Source organism: Nostoc sp. JL34 (assembly GCF_017114945.1).
In the GTDB taxonomy this organism is placed as follows: domain Bacteria; phylum Cyanobacteriota; class Cyanobacteriia; order Cyanobacteriales; family Nostocaceae; genus Nostoc.
Genome location: NZ_JABXKQ010000092.1, coordinates 15,646 through 32,847, shown reverse-complemented (window position 1 = coordinate 32,847; position 17,202 = coordinate 15,646). Strand labels below are relative to the sequence as shown.

The window sequence follows — 17,202 nt, the reverse complement described above, 5'->3', positions numbered from 1 at the left end:
TCCGAACGCAATACCTTAAACTTCTTCTTTCTCCCCTGCTCCTCTGCTCCTCTGCTCCTCTGCTCCTCTGCTCCTCTGCACCCCTGCTGCCTCAATGATTTTCCCTTTTCTTAGTGCCATTCGTTACTTGGTATAAGCCTAAAAGTTGTCCAAAAGGTTTGAGTAAAGATGAATTTGATGCTCTACCTAAAAGTATAACTGTGCGAGAGGTTTATTATTACATTGTTATTCCTGGTTTTCGCACTCAACGAGTTAGCTTAATTACTACTCTTTTAGATAAAGCCACTTATCCTACTCTCAAAATTGTTGGACTTTACGGTAAACGTTGGGATGTTGAACTAGATTTAAGACATCTAAAAACTACCTTGTATATGGATATTTTGCGATGTAAAACACCCTCAATGGTACGCAAGGAAATTTACGTTTTTTTGCTGGCTTATAATCTACTTCGTAGTTTGATGTGGGATGCCGGAACTACTTACACCACTCCTCCATTACGCCTATCTTTGCAAGGTACTCGCCACCATTTAATTAACTTTATTCCCAAATTATTAGCTGCTCACTCAACGAAACGTCTTCAAATTTATCATACTTTACTAAAAGTTATTGCTCACAAGGCTGTTCCAGAACGCCCAGGTCGTAGTGAACCGCGAGTTCGTAAACGTCGCCCAAAAATTTACCCCTTGATGACCAAACCCCGGCATGAGTTACGCAAACAATTGCAAACAGCTTAAACTGCAAGTGTTTCAGCTTTTCTTAGTGCCATTCCATCATAGACCTTTATCTACCTTGCCATGATCCGGATCATGGTGAGGCGATTGGCATAAATTTGACCACTCAAAACTTTTCAAACACCCTCTAAGACCTCAATGCTTACTCTAAAATAAGTAAGTTATTTCTGCGTGACTACTAATAGGCAAATTTTACTTGAATAGTCATATTTAGTTATGCTATTGTAAGGTCGTAAGCATTGATTTCGCCATAGTAAACTATGCTAAATAACAGTTAATGCAAAATTACACCCGTTAGCATTGGTTACTACCATATCCTGATTATAAGTCTTATTTTTCAACGAAATAGCTCAATTACATGAGAGTAATTCTCAATTTAATAATAATTGAAAGCTGATAATTTTTTTATTATTAGCTACTTGAAATCAATACCTATAGGTATTGCTCTAATACTCCTGAATTTCTCTGCATCAAATGGAATTCTAGTAATTTAATCCTTGTCTATTATCAAAGCTTACGCATTGAAAGGCTCCCATCTTAGTGGCTTCAATGTCTAAATTCCAATACTTTACAACAACATCTACAAGAGGTAAAAAGCAGAAATGGCAAACGTATTTGTTACCGGAACTCAAGGAAATGATGTTTTTGCACTTATAAGCTCAAAGGATAATATTACTGTTACTGCCTTTGCAGGGGATGACTTGATAGCCACTGGATCTGGTAACGACTTTGTTATTGCAGGTAGCGGGAACGACACTATTCCTACTCGAGAAGGCAACGATACTATCGATGGTGGTGATGGTAACGATCTAGTCGTTGGACAAGTAGGAGATGATTCTATAGATGGTGGTGCAGGAAACGACCTTCTTTCAGGTGGACCTGGCAACGATACTATCAAGGCTGGCCTTGGCAACGATACTATCAATGGTGGTGATGGCAACGATACTATCTTCCTTGAAGGTCTTAATGATGAATTGAACGTAGTTTTTGCCGAGGGTGGCAACGATACTGTCATTGGTGGTAATGGCGTTGACTCCATTGATGCAGGTGACGGTAACGACTTTGTTTCTACTGGTGCTGGGGATGACGTTTTTACTGGTGAAGATGGTAACGATACTCTCAATGGTGGAACCGGTAACGATTTAATAGTTGGTGGTAGGGGAAATGATCGGGTTTTTGGTGATGCAGGTAACGACTTACTGTTTGGAGTTGATGGCAATGACATTCTGAATGGTGGTGCCGGGAATGATAATCTCGAAGGTGGTGATGGCAATGACGTTCTAAATGGTGGGATCGGGAATGATAATCTCGATGGTGGTGATGGCAATGATGTTCTAAGTGGTGGTGCTCAAAGTGACACCTTGAATGGTGGTGGTGGAAGTGACACCTTGAATGGTGGTGCGGGAGCAGATAGACTAAATGGCGTCAATCCGATTGTTGATACTTCAGGTTTTGGAAAGGGTGAGATTGACGTTCTTACAGGTGGTCAAGGAAGAGATACCTTTGTTCTAGGTGACAAGAACGCAGTTTACTACAATGACGGCAATCTGTTATCCACTGGAAATCAAGATTACGCTATCATCAAAGACTTTAAATCTCGCTTTGATACTATCGAACTCAAAGGTTCAGCATCAGATTATTTATTGGTTCAATCTGTTGGTAGTCTTCCATTTGGGACATCTATATTCTTCACTGGTGGTTCAAATATTTCTGCTGAACTTATAGGTTTAATTGAAGGACAAGCGGCTACAAATTTCAATCTTAATAATACTAACCAGTTCTCTTTCGTTTAACTAGGTTTACTGGCTGTAATTAAAGCAAAAAAGAGGCTATCTCGGCAATATCCACTAGTTTTTTAGCGAATGCATGGAAGCTGACGCTAATGTTAAAACTTATTATGTGCGATGGCGAAAGTGCCATCGCACATACGTTCATCCGTTTAACTTTGCTCAGTTGCAGCGCTTGTATTCGCTTCTTCAGCCGAGCATTTTCATGTTCACATATCAACGCTTCCACTTCTTCTACACTTTCTCAATACGGTTTGGTTAAAGAAAAAGGGTTTTTAAGTCTGGCGCCTTATATCCCTCCACTGAATTTTGTACTTAAATTCAGTGGAGGGATATAAGGCGGGAAAAACCTAAATATTTTTCAATAAACATTTGAGGTTTTTCCAAACAATTCAGGAATCGCATAAACGTAGATTGTATGTATATTTGGTCGATAGCCTGAGGATTAACTTCAGACGATCAAATTGCACGTTGGTTCTTGCAATCCATAACATATAAAGATTTATGAAACACCAAAACCAGTCATTTCAAAAAACCAAACCAAAACACAATCGTGAAGCTAGTAAATTAGAAGTTATGCCTAATATTTTGGGTTTAGATCAACAACATTGCGACATCCTTGAATATTGCAATGTACTTGTTAAGCATCTAACTCCAGATGATCTGACTAATTATTTAAATCCTGACGAGAATTTTTTAGGATTTGGATATGGAGGGAGTGAATCTATGACCCTCTTTTTAGAAAAATCAGGTAGTGGAAAATTTGTTCGTAAGGTGTTAAGTGAACGTCTGATTACCCCAAAATGGGAACGAGAAGGCAGCGATGTAATGTTGCCTCCTTGTGCGAAAGCCAAGAGTCAGACTCAATACTTGATGAATCTGCCAGACTTAGTTAAGCCTCTTTTTCCTCAAGTATTGAACGTGATTGAGCGCGAACAAACAGTAACAGAGGATGGATCTACAATCTACGAATATATTTACGACATGACTTTTGTTCCTGGCATCGAAGTTAGCCAGTTTGTCAGAAGGTGTAATCCGTCCAAGCAAATCGTAGCCGCACTCTATTGCGTAATCTTCCGGCTGCTGAATGAAAAAATTCACAGTCAGCGTCGGCGCAAAATGTCACAGCCTACTTTGGAGCAATCCTATTTCACCAAAATTGAAAAGCGTCTTGCTCTCGCGCAGGAAACAGCACCGAAAACTTTCAATGACAGCCTGCTAAAAAGCGAAGACATTATGATTAACGGCAAGAGAATGCGTAACTTGCCTCGCCTGCTTAGAGAGTTTCGAGAGAATCCAATTTACCATTCGATTTTAGAGCCGAAGTTCCACTCTCTGGTTATGGGCGATACTAATACGGAAAATATCAAAATTGGCAATATCGAGCCATTATTGAAACAATATGACAACTTCTCTGTCACAAACCCTCCGTTTACTGCTGAAGATATAGAGATTCGTTTCCTCGATCCGCGCGCTATTGGATTTTATGAGAACGGTGTTGATACTAATGCCGACGATCCGATGTACGACAATAAGCCCTGGCATAATAGTCTCGGCAACTATGATAAGATTCACGGTGAGTATTTTGATCTTGCCTACCAACTCCACAGAGAAATACCCCATATTTTGATTGCTTTTGATGAAGAAAACCCATACGAACTTTCATATAGTGGGATAGAAAAACATTTCAGCGAAGTGATGACTGCTGCTTGGAAGTTGGACAATCCAGATTCAGATGTAAATCAGAACGATCCTAACTGGCTCATACGTTTTGTTTTCCTTATGGGTACCCACTTTGCGGCAATGCCCCCGTACCACTTCAGCAAGAACAACGATGATGTTTTGATCGACAATGCACATCACCAAAAACGTCCATTAGCAATTTACGTTGAAGGGATCAAGTGGCTTAATTTAACTCTAGATATGCTCGAAGGAAAGATAGATGAATTCCACGGCATCCCGGTTCCTAATTTCCAGATTTTCAACCATGAACCAGCAACAGTAAAAGCACCTTTAGATTATGCAGTTCCCGAAAATTTCGCCGCAAATCAGTCAGATAATCGGTCAGCGCCAGTGTTTCAAAGGGCTGCTAAATGAACGACGGGTTTTTCCAACCCCTTGGCACTGGTGCGTTCACGGCTTAGGAATCGGACAGGAAGCAACAGGCTTTGATCCAGAGAAATCGGATCGGTTGCTCAAAATAAGTTTTGCGCTATCTCGAAAAAATAACAGTAGTTACAATATATTTGCACATCATTTGCTTAATGGCATCCTGGCAAGATGTGAAGCTGTATCGTTCAATAGTTACCTTGCTCAAGAGCGATCGCATGACGAGTTTAAAAGCGCTATCAACCAGTTACCAAGTGAACCTTGGCAGTACGCACGTGCTTGTGCTTTATTAACGGAAAGTTTAGTGAAGGTCGGTCAACTTGAACCCTATCGACATCTTGTTCGTTGGCATCTAGAAAGGGCATTAGAGCAAGTAGCGAAATTGGATTTATCCAGCGATAAACTGCGTTATGAGCAATTACAGCTATTCGCTAATCTGCTCTTGGCCGTAGGACAGGCAGAGTTTACCGACTTGCTAGTATTACAGCAGGAAAATGGGGATACCTATACTGATAAAGCTTTGCAATTGGCTACAACTATCTCTGATATATTTTACCGTGGTAGAGGTTCCGCGATTATTTTTTCCGTCTTGGCCATCATCGGTTGCAGAGAGCAAGTATGTACAGGAGAGCAAAATCATCTTCAGACTCTTTTAGATATCTTTGATTCGGAGTTAAGTGATTCATTAAGGCGAGATTCAGATGGAGTTCATGAGGGATCGGATTACTATCTATTTCCGCTCTCGCTCATACTCAATGCAATTGCCGTGTTGGATTGTCCTGATTATCTAACTTATAAGAGGGACTGGGGAAAACAAGCTGTATCGCTTTATCATACGCTCTCGCCTACCTCACAAGCTTCGCAGATAACATTTTTTATCTATGCATTAGATAATCTCGGAGTGCTTCATGTCTATGTGCCTGATATAGTTACATTCTTTCATCAGTGTATGGAAGGATATATACAATCAACAGATGGCTTCCGAGTTGATGCTTATTTACGATGCACTTACTTGATTCACCTGGCTTGCCAGTTAGGATGTCCTGATATACTTCATCCGTGTATTTGGTCGATATTCTCGGATACTGCAACCGAGATATTTGGTTCAGACCATTATCTCGAAAATACTTATGGCTCCAGTTATATGGTGGCAGCTTACGCATTATCTGCATTCGATAGAATAGGCAAATTGGATATGTTGTTTAGTCCAGAACTCAGACTGCCAGATGCGATCGCTCGTTTTCAAGATAATCCTGAATCAACCGCAATAAATTCACCAAAGACCGTGTTTGCGCTGATTGAAGCTGGGTTGCGAATGCGTCCTATAGGGTCTTGTGACACACCGCTTTTCCAAAAAGTTCACATTGACAAGTAACAGTTTGGAAAAGCATATTCATGGTTCACGGTTTTGGTAAAGTTAAATAGATGATTTGAAAACCACGTCTGTTGTAGGGGTAATATATAAATTTCCCCTACAGCACGGCTGTATTTACCATAAAAAAATGATTTTCTTGACCTTGATACACAACAGAATTCGTTTGTACAGTGCGTAATTCCTAATAAAAGTATAGATAGTTAAAGAGAGGTTAATAACTAATTAATATGGCAACTATAAATTTAAAAGTGAACGGAGAAAATAGAGAGGTTAATATCACCGAAGACACTCCACTTCTATGGATGCTTCGGGATCATCTTGGGCTAAATGGGACTAAATTTGGGTGTGGGATGGCGCAATGCGGTGCTTGTACAGTACATCTCAACGGTATTCCGATTCGTTCATGTGTGACGCCAGTATCGGCAAGTATCAATCAAGATATCTTAACGATAGAAGGACTGTCGGAGATCGGCGATCACCCAGTTCAACGAGCTTGGATAGAACTTGATGTACCGCAATGTGGATATTGTCAGTCGGGGCAGATGCTCTCTGCTGCGGCGTTGCTTTCTGAAAATCCCCAACCCACGGATGCCGATATTGATGCTGCAATGTCTGGTAACATTTGTCGTTGCGGTACTTATCAAAGCATACGAGCCGCCATTCATAGAGCTTCCGAGTTGTTGAGCCAGCAAAGTTAAGGAGGTTGTCAGAATGGAAAACAATACAACTACGCGCCGCAGTTTTCTCAAGGCATCTGGCGCAGTGGGAGCAGGTTTGTTTCTTGGGTTTTATCTGCCACTGACCAGCCGCGTGGAGGCCGCAACCTCTCCAGTTAATCCAACCAAGCCCTTGTCAAAGCCCAACGCCTTTATCCGTATTCTGCCGGATAATACTGTGACGATTATTGTCCATAAAGTTGAAATGGGGCAAGGGGTTTATACTTCTTTACCAATGATACTCGTTGAAGAACTCGAAGCCGATTGGGACAAAATTCGCATTGAGTCTGCCCCCGTACATCCTGATTATGACCATACAGTATGGAAAAATTATCAAGGTACCGGCGCTAGCACTAGCATTAGCTCCACTTGGGATCAACTGCGGTTGGCTGGTGCTACAGCACGAGAAATGTTGATCGCTGCGGCTGCCATAACCTGGGATGTATCACCGGAAAGTTGTATTGCTGCAAAAAGTTATATTTTACATCCAGCTAGCGATCGCCGCTTATCTTTTGGAGAATTAGCCGATCGCGCCGCCCAAATGCCAGTGCCAGAAAACGTTACGCTCAAAAAACCCAGTGAATTCAAACTGATTGGTAAGCCAATCAAGCGCTTGGACACTGCTGACAAGGTTAAGGGGAAAGCAGTATTTGGGATCGATGTCCAAGTTCCCGGAATGCTGATTGCTCTGATTGCGCGGCCGCCAGTTTTTGGCAGTCGCTTGCAACATTTTGAGGCTGAAGCAGCCAAAGCCGTTGCAGGTGTAAAGCATGTGGTAGTGCTACCTATGGGTATAGCAGTTGTGGCCGATAGCTTCTGGACTGCTAAAAAAGGGCGTGATGCCCTCACAATCACATGGAATGAAGGCCCCAATGCTGAGCTTTCCTCTGAAGGTTTACAGAGCAAATATGCTGATCTCGCAAATAGTCCAGGGCTAGTGGTGAGAAAAACGGGCGAAGTCACAACCGCACTTGATGCAGCAGCGAAAAAGCTCCAAGCCGTTTACGAAACACCTTACTTGGCCCATGCACCGATGGAGCCATTAAACTGTGTAGCTGACGTGCGATCGCACAGTTGCGATATCTGGACAGGCACACAGATGCACACAACAGATCAACAGGCTGCCTGTGCAATTACCGGACTAAAGCCCGAACAAGTTCAGATTCATACAACTTTACTAGGGGGTTCCTTTGGACGACGCTCTAATCCACACGGTGATTACGTCAAAGAAGCCGTGCAACTATCCCAAGCCATTGGCAAGCCGGTGAAAGTAATCTGGACACGGGAAGACGATATCCGTGGCGGTTATTATCGACCAGTGCATTACAGCAAAATTGCTGCCGGGCTTGATAAAGATGGCAACATTACTGCATGGTCTCATCGACTGATTGGTGAGTCAATTGGCAAGGGTACTCCCTTTGAAAAATTATTGATTCATGAAGGCATCGATCACCTTTCGATTGAAGGGGCAGATCACCCTTATCCAATTCCCAACCAACTGCTAGACTATCACCCTGTTGATAATGGTGTGCCAGTGCTGTGGTGGCGTTCTGTTGGTCACAGTTTTACTGCCTTTGTTGTCGAGTCTTTTTTGGATGAATTGGCCACCGCCGCCGGCCGAGATCCGCTTGAATTCAGGCTTGCCATGCTGGGTGAGCAACCACGACACCGAACCACCTTGGAACTCGCTGCTGAAAAAGCAGGTTGGGGACGCAAGCTTCCAGTCGGTTTACACCAAGGACTAGCTCTACATAAATCATTTGGCAGCACCGTTGCCCAGATTGCCGAAGTATCCGTCACCCCCGACGGACAACCCCGTGTTCACCGAGTAGTTTGTGCTGTTGATTGTGGCATTGTGGTCAACCCTGACACTGTGCGGGCCCAAATGGAATCGGGTATTGTCTATGGCTTATCCGCCGCGTTGTATGGAGAGATTACTTTTAAAGACGGTCGTGTACAGCAAAGTAATTTTCACGATTATCCCGTACTGCGGATGAATGAAATGCCCAAGGTCGAAGTTTATATCGTGCAAAACACCGAAAAACCTAGTGGTGTGGGTGAAATTTCTACACCACCGATCGCACCTGCGGTATGCAACGCGATTTTTGCGGCCACAGGCAAACGGATTCGGCAATTACCCATAAGCGCATAAAAGTTACAGCAAGCATAGATAAATTAGTGTGACTGCATAGTATACCGATTTAAGACGCATCACCCACGAATTTTCTTTACAGCTAACCAGGAGGCAAAATGACCACAACGACAACTGCTGCTGTAATCCACGAACCCCAAGGGCAATTTACATTCGAGACTATTGAACTCGATGACTTACGCAGCAACGAAATATTGGTTCGTAATCAAGCTAGCGGCATCTGTCATACAGATTTTGTGGCGCAAAATCTCATGAAAATGCCGATTGTGTTAGGTCACGAAGGTGCAGGGATCGTGGAAGCTGTGGGGTCGGGTGTTAGCCGAGTTAAACTAGGCGATCGCGTAATCATCTCTTATCCCTGGTGTGGTACTTGTCACGGGTGTTTGGAGGGTCAGCCTTATTTCTGCGATCATCACATCCCCTTGGGATTTGGTGGTACTCGCTTAGATGGTTCTCACACGATTAAGTTGGGCAAAGAGCGGATTTCCGGTGCATTTTTTCAGCAGTCCTCCTTCGCTACCCACTCAATTACAGTGGAGCGCAATGTCGTGCCAGTGACCAGCAACCAGGCTGCTGAGAAATTGGCAGCTATTCCCTGTGGGGTTCAAACCGGTGCGGGTTCTATTCTTAATACCTTTAAAGTCGGCCCCAGAGACGGACTGGCGGTTTTTGGTGCTGGTGCTGTCGGTTTGAGTGCCATTATGGCAGGTAAACTAGTCGGCGCGTGGCCATTGATTGCTATTGATGTGGTGGAAGAACGCTTAAATCTGGCACTGGAGTTGGGTGCAACCCATGTATTAAATGCCAAAGACGGGAGAGTTGCCGAACGAATCAAAGAGATTGCCCCTCATGGTGTTCGCTATACTCTAGAAACCTCCGGGAATGAACAAGCGCTCAATGATGCCATTGACTGTTTAGCCACTGGTGGCGAATGCGGTATGGTGATCGCGCCTCATTTTGGCGAGAAATATCCGTTTTCACCAACGCAGGTTTTTAAACGTGCAGCAAATTTGCGGGGAATTATTCAGGGATCTTCTGTACCAAATACGTTTTTGCCGACATTACTGGAATTAAATCAGCAAGGGCGCTTTCCCTTTGAACGTTTGATTACCGTTTATGATTTCCAGGATATCAACAAAGCTGTAGTGGATACTAAAGCGGGCAAGGCGATCAAGCCAGTCCTGAAAATATCATAATCAGCCGTCCTTTACGGCTTTTGAAGTTAATACAAAGGAAAAGGAAATCTAAGTCATGCAATTTATAGTATTTATATTAGGTGCCTTCTTGATGGGAGCCATTACCCCCATTTATCTGCCAATGAATAGCTCTGTGGCTCGGTATGTAGGTTCGCCAATTCTAGCCAATATAGCTTTCTTTTTCATGGGTCTGGCTACCACCTTTATAGCTTTGTCAATAACCTTGCTTTTTACATCAAACATAGATGGGTTAGCGATCGCTTCAAAATTCAAAAATGTTCCCATACATCTATATCTCAGTGGTGTCTTTAGTGCTTTGTTAGTCTTCGGAACCACCACTTTGATTCCCCGTTTGGGAGCTAGTACTTTCTTTGTTTTGTTTGTGTTGGGTCAGGTGGTGATGGCAGCAGTGGTCAGCCATCTAGGTATCTTAGAGTCTCCTAAAGACCCGATTTCGCTCCAAAAAATTGCCGGTATCATCTTCTTGATCGCAGGTGTAGGGCTAGTCACATTTTCTAATGTTAAAGAAATCAGTTGGCTACCTAATTTCTTAAAGAGCTTTGATGCCAGCCTTTAGCAGCAATAATCTACCCTCAATTAAACTCATCTTAAGCAGAGTTAGTCTAGGAATGAAATGCTAGTAAACGTTACAACCAGTTCTGTAATCAACGCATCGGTTGAACAAGTATGGGCGAAAATCCGGGACTTTAATGGCCTCCCTGATTGGTATCCGTCTGTAATCGACAGCCATATAGAAAATGGTGAGCCTAGCGACAAAATAGGCTGTATCCGTAGTTTTAATCGTGAAGACGGACTGAACCTGCGGGAGCAATTACTAGGACTTGACGATCAAAAATATGTCTGCACTTATTTCCTGCTAGAGCCTAACAAGCCGATGGAAGACTACATTTGTACTATACGGCTGTTACCAATTACAGATGGCGATCGCACTTGTATCGAATGGCTGGCAAACTTTAAATGTTTACCTGAAGAAGAAACCGAATTACGGCAGAATCTAGAACAGGTGTTTCAAGTCGGTTTTGATGCCTTGAACAAAATTTTCAGCAGGTAATATGGATTTTAGCAAACGAGCTTTTTTGAAAACAGCAATGGATCTGTCCATCGGTGCGGTGGTGGCTCCATTGGCAACAGATGCATCCCAAGTTACCAACCAAACTACTGAGTTGAGCAAGAGCTTCTTCAAGAAAATTGCCATTGAAGAGGCTTTTGCAACACCAGAATTATTTGATGAGTGGCGCAAACTCCTTGCTACCAGTGTGGATAAAGAACCCGGATTCCAAAAATTGTACAAACCGTTTCTGAATAGCCCTGCAACTAAAGAGATCCGCGATCGCCTCACTGATGTTGGAGCCAACCGCATTCGTGATATGGATCAACATGGAATTGACATGCAAATACTGTCAATCACGTCGCCAGGTGTTCAAGTATTCAGTACCGACAAAGCTGTAGATATTGCCAAAAAGAGTAACGATCAACTAGCTGAATTCATCTCTGCTTACCCAAATCGGTATGCTGGACTTGCCGCAGTGGCACCCCAAGCACCGAATGAAGCCGCCCGCGAGTTGGAAAGAGCAGTAAAATATCTGGGTCTTAAAGGTGCAATAATTAATTCCCACACTCACGGTGAGTATTTGGATCAATCAAAGTATTGGATAATATTTGAAGCTGCCCAAGCATTGGATATACCAATTTACTTACATCCGAGAACACCTTCTCCAGACATGATAAAACCTTTTCTCTCATACGGTCTCGAAGGTGCTGGTTGGGGCTTTGCTGTTGAGACTAGCACGCACGCAATGCGTTTAATCTTGAGTGGTTTATTTGATCGCTTTCCCAAACTTAAATTTATTCTAGGGCATTTAGGCGAAGGTATACCGTTTTGGCTTGCTCGCATCGACGGTCGTTTTGCTAATGAAACTTGGACAAAAATGGATGATTTGAGTCAAGCAAAAAAGCGGCAAAAAAAACCAAGTGAATATTTCATGGATAACTTTGTTGTTGCCACCAGTGGGGTAAACTGGTCTCCAGCTTTGACGTTCGCGCTTTCAGTATTAGGTTCCGACCGTATATTGTTTGCGATTGACTATCCGTATGAATCCACTGCCAAAGCAGTTGAAGGTATAGATAATACACCGATGAGCGATGTCGATAGAAAAAAAATATACCATCTGAATGCGGAAAATTTGTTTAAACTGAAAACCCTATAAAGTATGGGTAAGTGTGCTGTCAGATCGTCATTAACGATGGCTAAAACCCTTATTTTTACGTTCGATTTCAAAAGTTTGTGGTTTACTGAAAATAAAGAAGTCCGAATATCTTCTCCCTATCTTCTATCTCCTGCATTCTCTACACCACCCATGAAAGAACTTCAAAACATCCTCGCAGCTTTTGAGGAAAGTCAAAAGAAAGGTGAACTCACTGCTCTAGCCACCGTTGTCAAAACTAGTGGCTCTGTCTATCGTCGCCCAGGTGCTAGGATGCTGCTGACTGAAGAAGGGCAAATGATTGGCTGTGTGAGTGGTGGTTGTTTAGAAAGTGATGTGTTTGAAAAAGCCCAAGCCCTGATGTTTACTGATGGAGTTCCGGTTGTTGTCAACTATGATACTACTGCCAGCGATGATATTATTTGGGGATTTGGTCTTGGTTGTAATGGTGTAGTTGAGGTACTCATTGAGCCGCTTTCTAACCAATTAGCCAAAGGTCAGCTAGATTTTATTGCTGAATGTCTGCATGGGCAAGAGTCGGGGGTAATGGCTACTGTATTTAAAGTAAGTGGAGAAATCATCGCCAAAGTAGCATCTCAATCGTAGCAGAAATTCAAGCAGTGCTGGCAAATCGCGCTGGTGGAATGCTTAGGGCAAGACTTGGCTCAATTCATGGAGAGGAAATCACATGTCTGATGTCGGTCTAATTATTCTTGCTGCTGGTGCATCAGTTCGTATGGGAACGCCAAAACAACTTCTACGTTACGGTGAACAGAGTTTGATTGGGCATATAGTTGAAGTGGCCAATGCTTCAGTTTGCCACCCAATTATTGTTGTATTGGGGGCATATTCTGAACTTATCAAACCAGAGATTAACTCAGAACAAGTACATATTGTAGAAAATCCACTTTTTGGTGAGGGAATAAGTAGCTCTATTCGTGTTGGTATAAAAGCCCTTAATCTCATCAACAAAGAAGCAAAAGCTGTTGTTTTGATGGTATGCGATCAACCTTTTATTTCACCTCAACTCATCAATCAACTTGTTGAAGTTCACGAAACTACTCTTAAGCCAATCGTTGCTTCACAATATACAAATACTTTAGGTGTTCCTGCATTATTTAACCGCACTTTATTTGCAAAACTAACCACACTCAGTGGTACGGATGGTGCAAGACAGATAATTAAAAAATATCTTGGAGAAGTTTTAGCAATTCCTTTCTCAGAAGGTGGATTCGACTTAGATATCCCAGATGATTACGAGCAGCTTTTGATAAAAAATAGGACTGGATTTTAGCTATAATACAGCAGATTGTAGGTAGTTAAGGGTTGTAAGCTGTTGCATACAACCCCATTTGAAATTATACGGCCACTTTTTTCACATTCTCAAGCTGACTGACCTTATCCCACCAACTCCGCAGTTTCGGAGTTTGAGCAGTAATTGCCTCAAATTCTGAAGTCTGTGATAGATAGATGAAGATAGGAATTACGTAGAAATCGGCAATACTTAGTTCGCTACCAAGTAGATACGGGCTACCAATAACAAGCGATTCAATTGCCTCTACAGACTTTTGTACAGGCGCTACAGCCTTTTGTACCAAGTCAGAATCTGTCTTGCCGCCCTGACTTGGTAGCATCAAGCATTGAACCACAATTGTTCCAAAAGGAGCATAAAGATAGTTATCAATAATCGCTATTATCTGACGCATCCGCGCTTTGAGGATCGGTTCAGATGGGCTGAATTTATGATCAGCAAACACTATATTGAGGTATTCAGTAATTGCTGTTGTTTCGTAAACCAGTTCTCCATCCACTTCCAGAGTCGGTACTTTTCCAAAAGGATGTTTGGATAAATACTCTGCTGACTGGTTTTCTCCATTAAAGATATCGATTCCTTTAAGGGTATAATCTAAACCTGCTGACTCTAGCAGCAACCGGACAGTGCGAACATAAGTACTGAGGGGAGTTCCGTAAACTATGAGTTTGGTCATTATCTTCAAATTCCCAATTAAAAATTCTAGAGTGGAGTTGGTAAGACTTTAAGGTTGAGAAAACTTTATCGCTACCCAATTTATCCAGTAATGCTTGCCAATAGGCACAGGGCTATAATCTTTGATTACTGAATAGGTGATTCTAGCGATCGCCTACTCTGGCTTTCGAGCAGTTACAATACTCCAATATTCAAAGGTCGGTTTAACTTCAATATCAACAAACCCTGCCTCTGCCAGTATGGTAGATAGCTCCAGTCCTGAATATTCTTGTCCGCCAGCACACCAAATCTGCATAATCACGTTGAACGCCGCAGTGGATAATGGCCCTGTCCGATGATCGTTAAATAGCCACTGGTGAATAATTATGCGTCCACCAGGCTCTAAACTATCAAAGCTTTTTTTTGTCAGAAAACGGTTTTTCTCAAGGTCGTAATTGTGATATATCAGCGAGTAAAAATGCAAATCAGCAGAGGGAAAAGGATCATTCCACATATCCCTAACTTCAGTGGTGATTTGCTCTGACAGTCCATACTCGGCAATATACTCTTGAGCGACTTCGCAGACTGGCGCTATATCCAAAATTGTGGCTTTCAATTTAGGCCACTTGAGAGTTGCACCGATGCTGTGAGCACCAGAACCCCCAGCAATATCCAGCAGATGTTTATTGCTAGAGAGGTCTAGAGTTTCAGGCCACGCCAGGGCGGGAGCAACACTAATGGAATGCATCGCTTTTGTAAAAGTGCGCGTAACTTGATCTTTATTTTCTTGTTCGTGAACTTCGTATAGAGAATCACCTTCATAAACAATAGGAGCATCTGTCAAAATTGCTTTCTTAACTCCCACGTAGGAAAAGGAATCGGCATTAGCAATCATCAAATCCAAATAGCCGCAAAAAGAAGTAGGGTTAGTTTCAAGTAAATACTCAGAAGCAACATTCGTAAGGGAGTAGTATCCATCCTTTAGTTCGATAAAATCCAGAGATGCACATACAGATAAAAGCGTTCCTGCTGCTCGTGGTGCAAGGTTTAGACTCTGGGAAATCTCTTCTAAAGTGCGTGGTGTTTCCGCTAGGAGGGGAAACAGTTTTAGTTCATGAGCAACTAGCAAAGTTGGATAATTGTATAGACCAACAATCACATCCCAAACCTTTGTACCAGCTGTTTGTGGTTTGTCAAGCTTGTTAATTGGAGCTTTACTTGTTACTTGGGTCATTTTAATTCTCCTAAGTAATTGCAAAAATGGGTAGTGGTAAATATGTAGTAAAAACGCAGATTTCTTAACTTAAATTGGCGTTGTTGCACAAATTAGGGAGAATGGTAAATTTTGCCTATCACCATATTTCGTTCCCCACTTAGCCTGAATATGAAAACCAAAATCAACTACAAAACTACGGAGCTATAGATATAGATGAGATACAGCAGTGATATTCTCATCACCGTGACCTCGCTTGATAGCTTCCGTAAAGACATCCCGAGCTGTTTCCGCCATTGGCACCGACGCACCATTTAGTTTGGCTGTGTCGAACACATAACCTAAATCTTTCTCCACAAGCTCAATAGGAAACATTGGGGCGAAGTTGCGAGCCAGTATTCCACCTGCTGCTGCTTTAGCTGCCGGGCTACACACCGGAGTTGAGGACACAATGTCCATCACCTTGGTTTCATCTAGTCCGCAACGTTGCATGAGTCCGATCAACTCGCTTACAGTTGCAACTTGCACACTGAACAGCGCATTTACAGCAAGTTTGACAGCTGCTCCGCTCCCACTTGGCCCAGCATGGTGTACCGCGTTGCCCATAGCTTTTAAAACTGGCTCTGCCTTTGCAACAGCATCGGCTTCACCACCAACAAAGTAAATTAACTGGCCTGCTTTTGCCTGCGGGCGAGAACCAGCTACTGGTGCATCCAAGAAGGTGATTCCGTTCTGAGAAAAGCGCTTTGCGAGTTCCCGTGCCCAAGCAACAGTTACTGTTGAACTTTCAATAGCTAGGGAGTTTTTAGACAAGCCAGCCAGTGCACCAGTATCAGGATTTAACCATACATCCCTTGAGGCATCGTCATCTCGCACCATGCAGATAGCAAAGTCTGCTTCCTTCACAGCTGCACGAGGTGTATCGGCGGCTTCAGCCCCCATTTCCACAAGAGGAGCTGTCTTACCTGGACTTCGGTTCCATACCTTAACCTCATGACCTGCCTTTAAGAGTGCTGCGGCCATGGGCGACCCCATCGCACCCATACCAAGTACAGCAACTATAGACATATAATTATTTCCTTAGAGACATGATTGTTTTCTTGGGGATCAGCTTACTTTATCTATCAAATGGTATCAATAGTTGCTATTGCATCACACTCGTGCATAATATACAAGAATGGATTTGGAAAACTTATGTATTTTTATTGAAGTTGCCCGCCGAGTCTGGCAGATTGGCTAACTGAGGCGACAGGAACTCATATTAGCCGACAGAGGGGATGGGAGATATTGAGGCAGATGACTTTTAGACTCAGAGTACGCCGCCCATCTCATACAAAAAGTGATTATTTTGAGCAAGAAGCCTGGAAAAAAAGTAGCAAAAGAAGTAGAACAAATCCAAACTAACTATCCTGATGCAGAAGTTTAGTTGTGGTGTGAGGATGAGCAGACGCTTGTTCGCGTAGCGTGTCGCAGACAAGACCCGCTACCGCGTTCTTAACCGAAAAGTATTGAGACCATTTGAGCGTTGCACCGATGCTGTAAGCACCAAAACCCTCGGCAATATCCACATAGACAAAAACGGAGAGACCTTTGACCAACTCAAATCGTAGGTTTGAGTTGGTCAAAGGTCGCACAGTTTTCGTCCGGTCATTCATTCCATATTCATCTAAGTACGGATAGAATGTGGGGCTTCTGCCCGATTAAGCTAAAAAATTCACAAAGCACTAACATT

The 17,202-nt window shown here is 42.9% G+C and carries 16 protein-coding genes and 1 pseudogene; 13 read left to right on the top strand and 4 right to left on the bottom strand.

Annotated elements, in window-relative coordinates:
- Positions 1-158: 158 nt before the first annotated feature.
- The 12 genes from HWQ44_RS17350 (at position 159) to HWQ44_RS17295 (ending at position 13,585) form a co-directional block, all read left to right on the top strand.
- Entirely contained in the window at positions 159-734 is a 576-nt protein-coding gene (locus tag HWQ44_RS17350) for a transposase (protein ID WP_292720861.1), read from the top strand.
- A 599-nt stretch (positions 735-1,333) separates the two neighbouring features.
- Positions 1,334-2,524, top strand: coding sequence for a calcium-binding protein (locus HWQ44_RS17345; RefSeq protein WP_292720859.1), 1,191 nt, complete (start codon positions 1,334-1,336; stop codon positions 2,522-2,524).
- A 498-nt stretch (positions 2,525-3,022) separates the two neighbouring features.
- Positions 3,023-4,615 (top strand): hypothetical protein, encoded by a 1,593-nt coding sequence (locus HWQ44_RS17340; protein WP_292720857.1) that lies wholly within the window; start codon positions 3,023-3,025, stop codon positions 4,613-4,615.
- Positions 4,539-6,002, top strand: a complete 1,464-nt coding sequence (locus HWQ44_RS17335; protein WP_292720854.1) for a hypothetical protein — start codon at positions 4,539-4,541, stop codon at positions 6,000-6,002. Before HWQ44_RS17340 ends, HWQ44_RS17335 begins: the two co-directional genes overlap by 77 nt.
- Positions 6,003-6,229: 227 nt before the next feature.
- On the top strand, positions 6,230-6,700 hold the full coding sequence (locus HWQ44_RS17330) for a (2Fe-2S)-binding protein (RefSeq protein ID WP_292720851.1): 471 nt from the start codon (positions 6,230-6,232) through the stop codon (positions 6,698-6,700).
- 13 nt (positions 6,701-6,713) lie between these two features.
- Positions 6,714-8,870 (top strand): xanthine dehydrogenase family protein molybdopterin-binding subunit, encoded by a 2,157-nt coding sequence (locus tag HWQ44_RS17325; protein WP_292720849.1) that lies wholly within the window; start codon positions 6,714-6,716, stop codon positions 8,868-8,870.
- Between the two features lie 98 nt (positions 8,871-8,968).
- The gene (locus HWQ44_RS17320; RefSeq protein WP_292720846.1) at positions 8,969-10,066 is read left to right on the top strand and encodes an NAD(P)-dependent alcohol dehydrogenase; all 1,098 of its coding nucleotides are present in this window, start codon (positions 8,969-8,971) and stop codon (positions 10,064-10,066) included.
- A gap of 55 nt (positions 10,067-10,121) precedes the next feature.
- A complete protein-coding gene (locus tag HWQ44_RS17315; protein ID WP_292720843.1) occupies positions 10,122-10,643 on the top strand; it encodes a DMT family transporter in 522 nt (173 codons plus the stop codon).
- A 57-nt stretch (positions 10,644-10,700) separates the two neighbouring features.
- Positions 10,701-11,138 (top strand): SRPBCC family protein, encoded by a 438-nt coding sequence (locus HWQ44_RS17310; RefSeq protein ID WP_292720840.1) that lies wholly within the window; start codon positions 10,701-10,703, stop codon positions 11,136-11,138.
- Between the two features lies 1 nt (position 11,139).
- Positions 11,140-12,294 (top strand): amidohydrolase family protein, encoded by a 1,155-nt coding sequence (locus tag HWQ44_RS17305; protein ID WP_292720838.1) that lies wholly within the window; start codon positions 11,140-11,142, stop codon positions 12,292-12,294.
- A gap of 36 nt (positions 12,295-12,330) precedes the next feature.
- On the top strand, positions 12,331-12,897 hold the full coding sequence (locus HWQ44_RS17300) for an XdhC family protein (RefSeq protein WP_292720835.1): 567 nt from the start codon (positions 12,331-12,333) through the stop codon (positions 12,895-12,897).
- 82 nt (positions 12,898-12,979) lie between these two features.
- Positions 12,980-13,585, top strand: a complete 606-nt coding sequence (locus HWQ44_RS17295) for a nucleotidyltransferase family protein (protein WP_292720833.1) — start codon at positions 12,980-12,982, stop codon at positions 13,583-13,585.
- A gap of 64 nt (positions 13,586-13,649) precedes the next feature.
- Here the strand turns inward: HWQ44_RS17295 and HWQ44_RS17290 are convergent, their stop codons facing one another.
- The 3 genes from HWQ44_RS17290 to HWQ44_RS17280 all read right to left on the bottom strand — a co-directional run bounded on the left by HWQ44_RS17290 (position 13,650) and on the right by HWQ44_RS17280 (position 16,538).
- A complete protein-coding gene (locus tag HWQ44_RS17290; protein WP_292720830.1) occupies positions 13,650-14,279 on the bottom strand; it encodes a glutathione S-transferase family protein in 630 nt (209 codons plus the stop codon).
- A gap of 153 nt (positions 14,280-14,432) precedes the next feature.
- A complete protein-coding gene (locus HWQ44_RS17285; RefSeq protein WP_292720828.1) occupies positions 14,433-15,491 on the bottom strand; it encodes a methyltransferase in 1,059 nt (352 codons plus the stop codon).
- A 183-nt stretch (positions 15,492-15,674) separates the two neighbouring features.
- Entirely contained in the window at positions 15,675-16,538 is an 864-nt protein-coding gene (locus tag HWQ44_RS17280) for an NAD(P)-dependent oxidoreductase (RefSeq protein WP_292720825.1), read from the bottom strand.
- A 156-nt stretch (positions 16,539-16,694) separates the two neighbouring features.
- Between HWQ44_RS17280 and HWQ44_RS17275 the strand changes: the two are divergent.
- A pseudogene (locus HWQ44_RS17275) lies at positions 16,695-16,893 on the top strand (winged helix-turn-helix domain-containing protein); the annotation flags it as partial.
- Here HWQ44_RS17275 and HWQ44_RS17270 read toward each other — a convergent pair.
- A complete protein-coding gene (locus HWQ44_RS17270) occupies positions 16,871-17,125 on the bottom strand; it encodes a hypothetical protein (protein ID WP_292720822.1) in 255 nt (84 codons plus the stop codon). The pseudogene HWQ44_RS17275 and the gene HWQ44_RS17270 sit on opposite strands and share 23 nt — an antisense overlap.
- Positions 17,126-17,202: the final 77 nt, after the last annotated feature.

Bases quoted from the DNA above. Each gene is read 5' to 3' on its own strand.
- HWQ44_RS17270 (WP_292720822.1), bottom strand. From the start codon at position 17,125: ATGAATGACCGGACGAAAACTGTGCGACCTTTGACCAACTCAAACCTA.
- HWQ44_RS17345 (WP_292720859.1), top strand. From the start codon at position 1,334: ATGGCAAACGTATTTGTTACCGGAACTCAAGGAAATGATGTTTTTGCA.
- HWQ44_RS17280 (WP_292720825.1), bottom strand. From the start codon at position 16,538: ATGTCTATAGTTGCTGTACTTGGTATGGGTGCGATGGGGTCGCCCATG.
- HWQ44_RS17335 (WP_292720854.1), top strand. From the start codon at position 4,539: ATGCAGTTCCCGAAAATTTCGCCGCAAATCAGTCAGATAATCGGTCAG.
- HWQ44_RS17300 (WP_292720835.1), top strand. From the start codon at position 12,331: ATGGCTAAAACCCTTATTTTTACGTTCGATTTCAAAAGTTTGTGGTTT.
- HWQ44_RS17315 (WP_292720843.1), top strand. From the start codon at position 10,122: ATGCAATTTATAGTATTTATATTAGGTGCCTTCTTGATGGGAGCCATT.
- HWQ44_RS17285 (WP_292720828.1), bottom strand. From the start codon at position 15,491: ATGACCCAAGTAACAAGTAAAGCTCCAATTAACAAGCTTGACAAACCA.
- HWQ44_RS17295 (WP_292720833.1), top strand. From the start codon at position 12,980: ATGTCTGATGTCGGTCTAATTATTCTTGCTGCTGGTGCATCAGTTCGT.
- HWQ44_RS17305 (WP_292720838.1), top strand. From the start codon at position 11,140: ATGGATTTTAGCAAACGAGCTTTTTTGAAAACAGCAATGGATCTGTCC.
- HWQ44_RS17330 (WP_292720851.1), top strand. From the start codon at position 6,230: ATGGCAACTATAAATTTAAAAGTGAACGGAGAAAATAGAGAGGTTAAT.
- HWQ44_RS17320 (WP_292720846.1), top strand. From the start codon at position 8,969: ATGACCACAACGACAACTGCTGCTGTAATCCACGAACCCCAAGGGCAA.
- HWQ44_RS17340 (WP_292720857.1), top strand. From the start codon at position 3,023: ATGAAACACCAAAACCAGTCATTTCAAAAAACCAAACCAAAACACAAT.
- HWQ44_RS17325 (WP_292720849.1), top strand. From the start codon at position 6,714: ATGGAAAACAATACAACTACGCGCCGCAGTTTTCTCAAGGCATCTGGC.
- HWQ44_RS17310 (WP_292720840.1), top strand. From the start codon at position 10,701: ATGCTAGTAAACGTTACAACCAGTTCTGTAATCAACGCATCGGTTGAA.
- HWQ44_RS17290 (WP_292720830.1), bottom strand. From the start codon at position 14,279: ATGACCAAACTCATAGTTTACGGAACTCCCCTCAGTACTTATGTTCGC.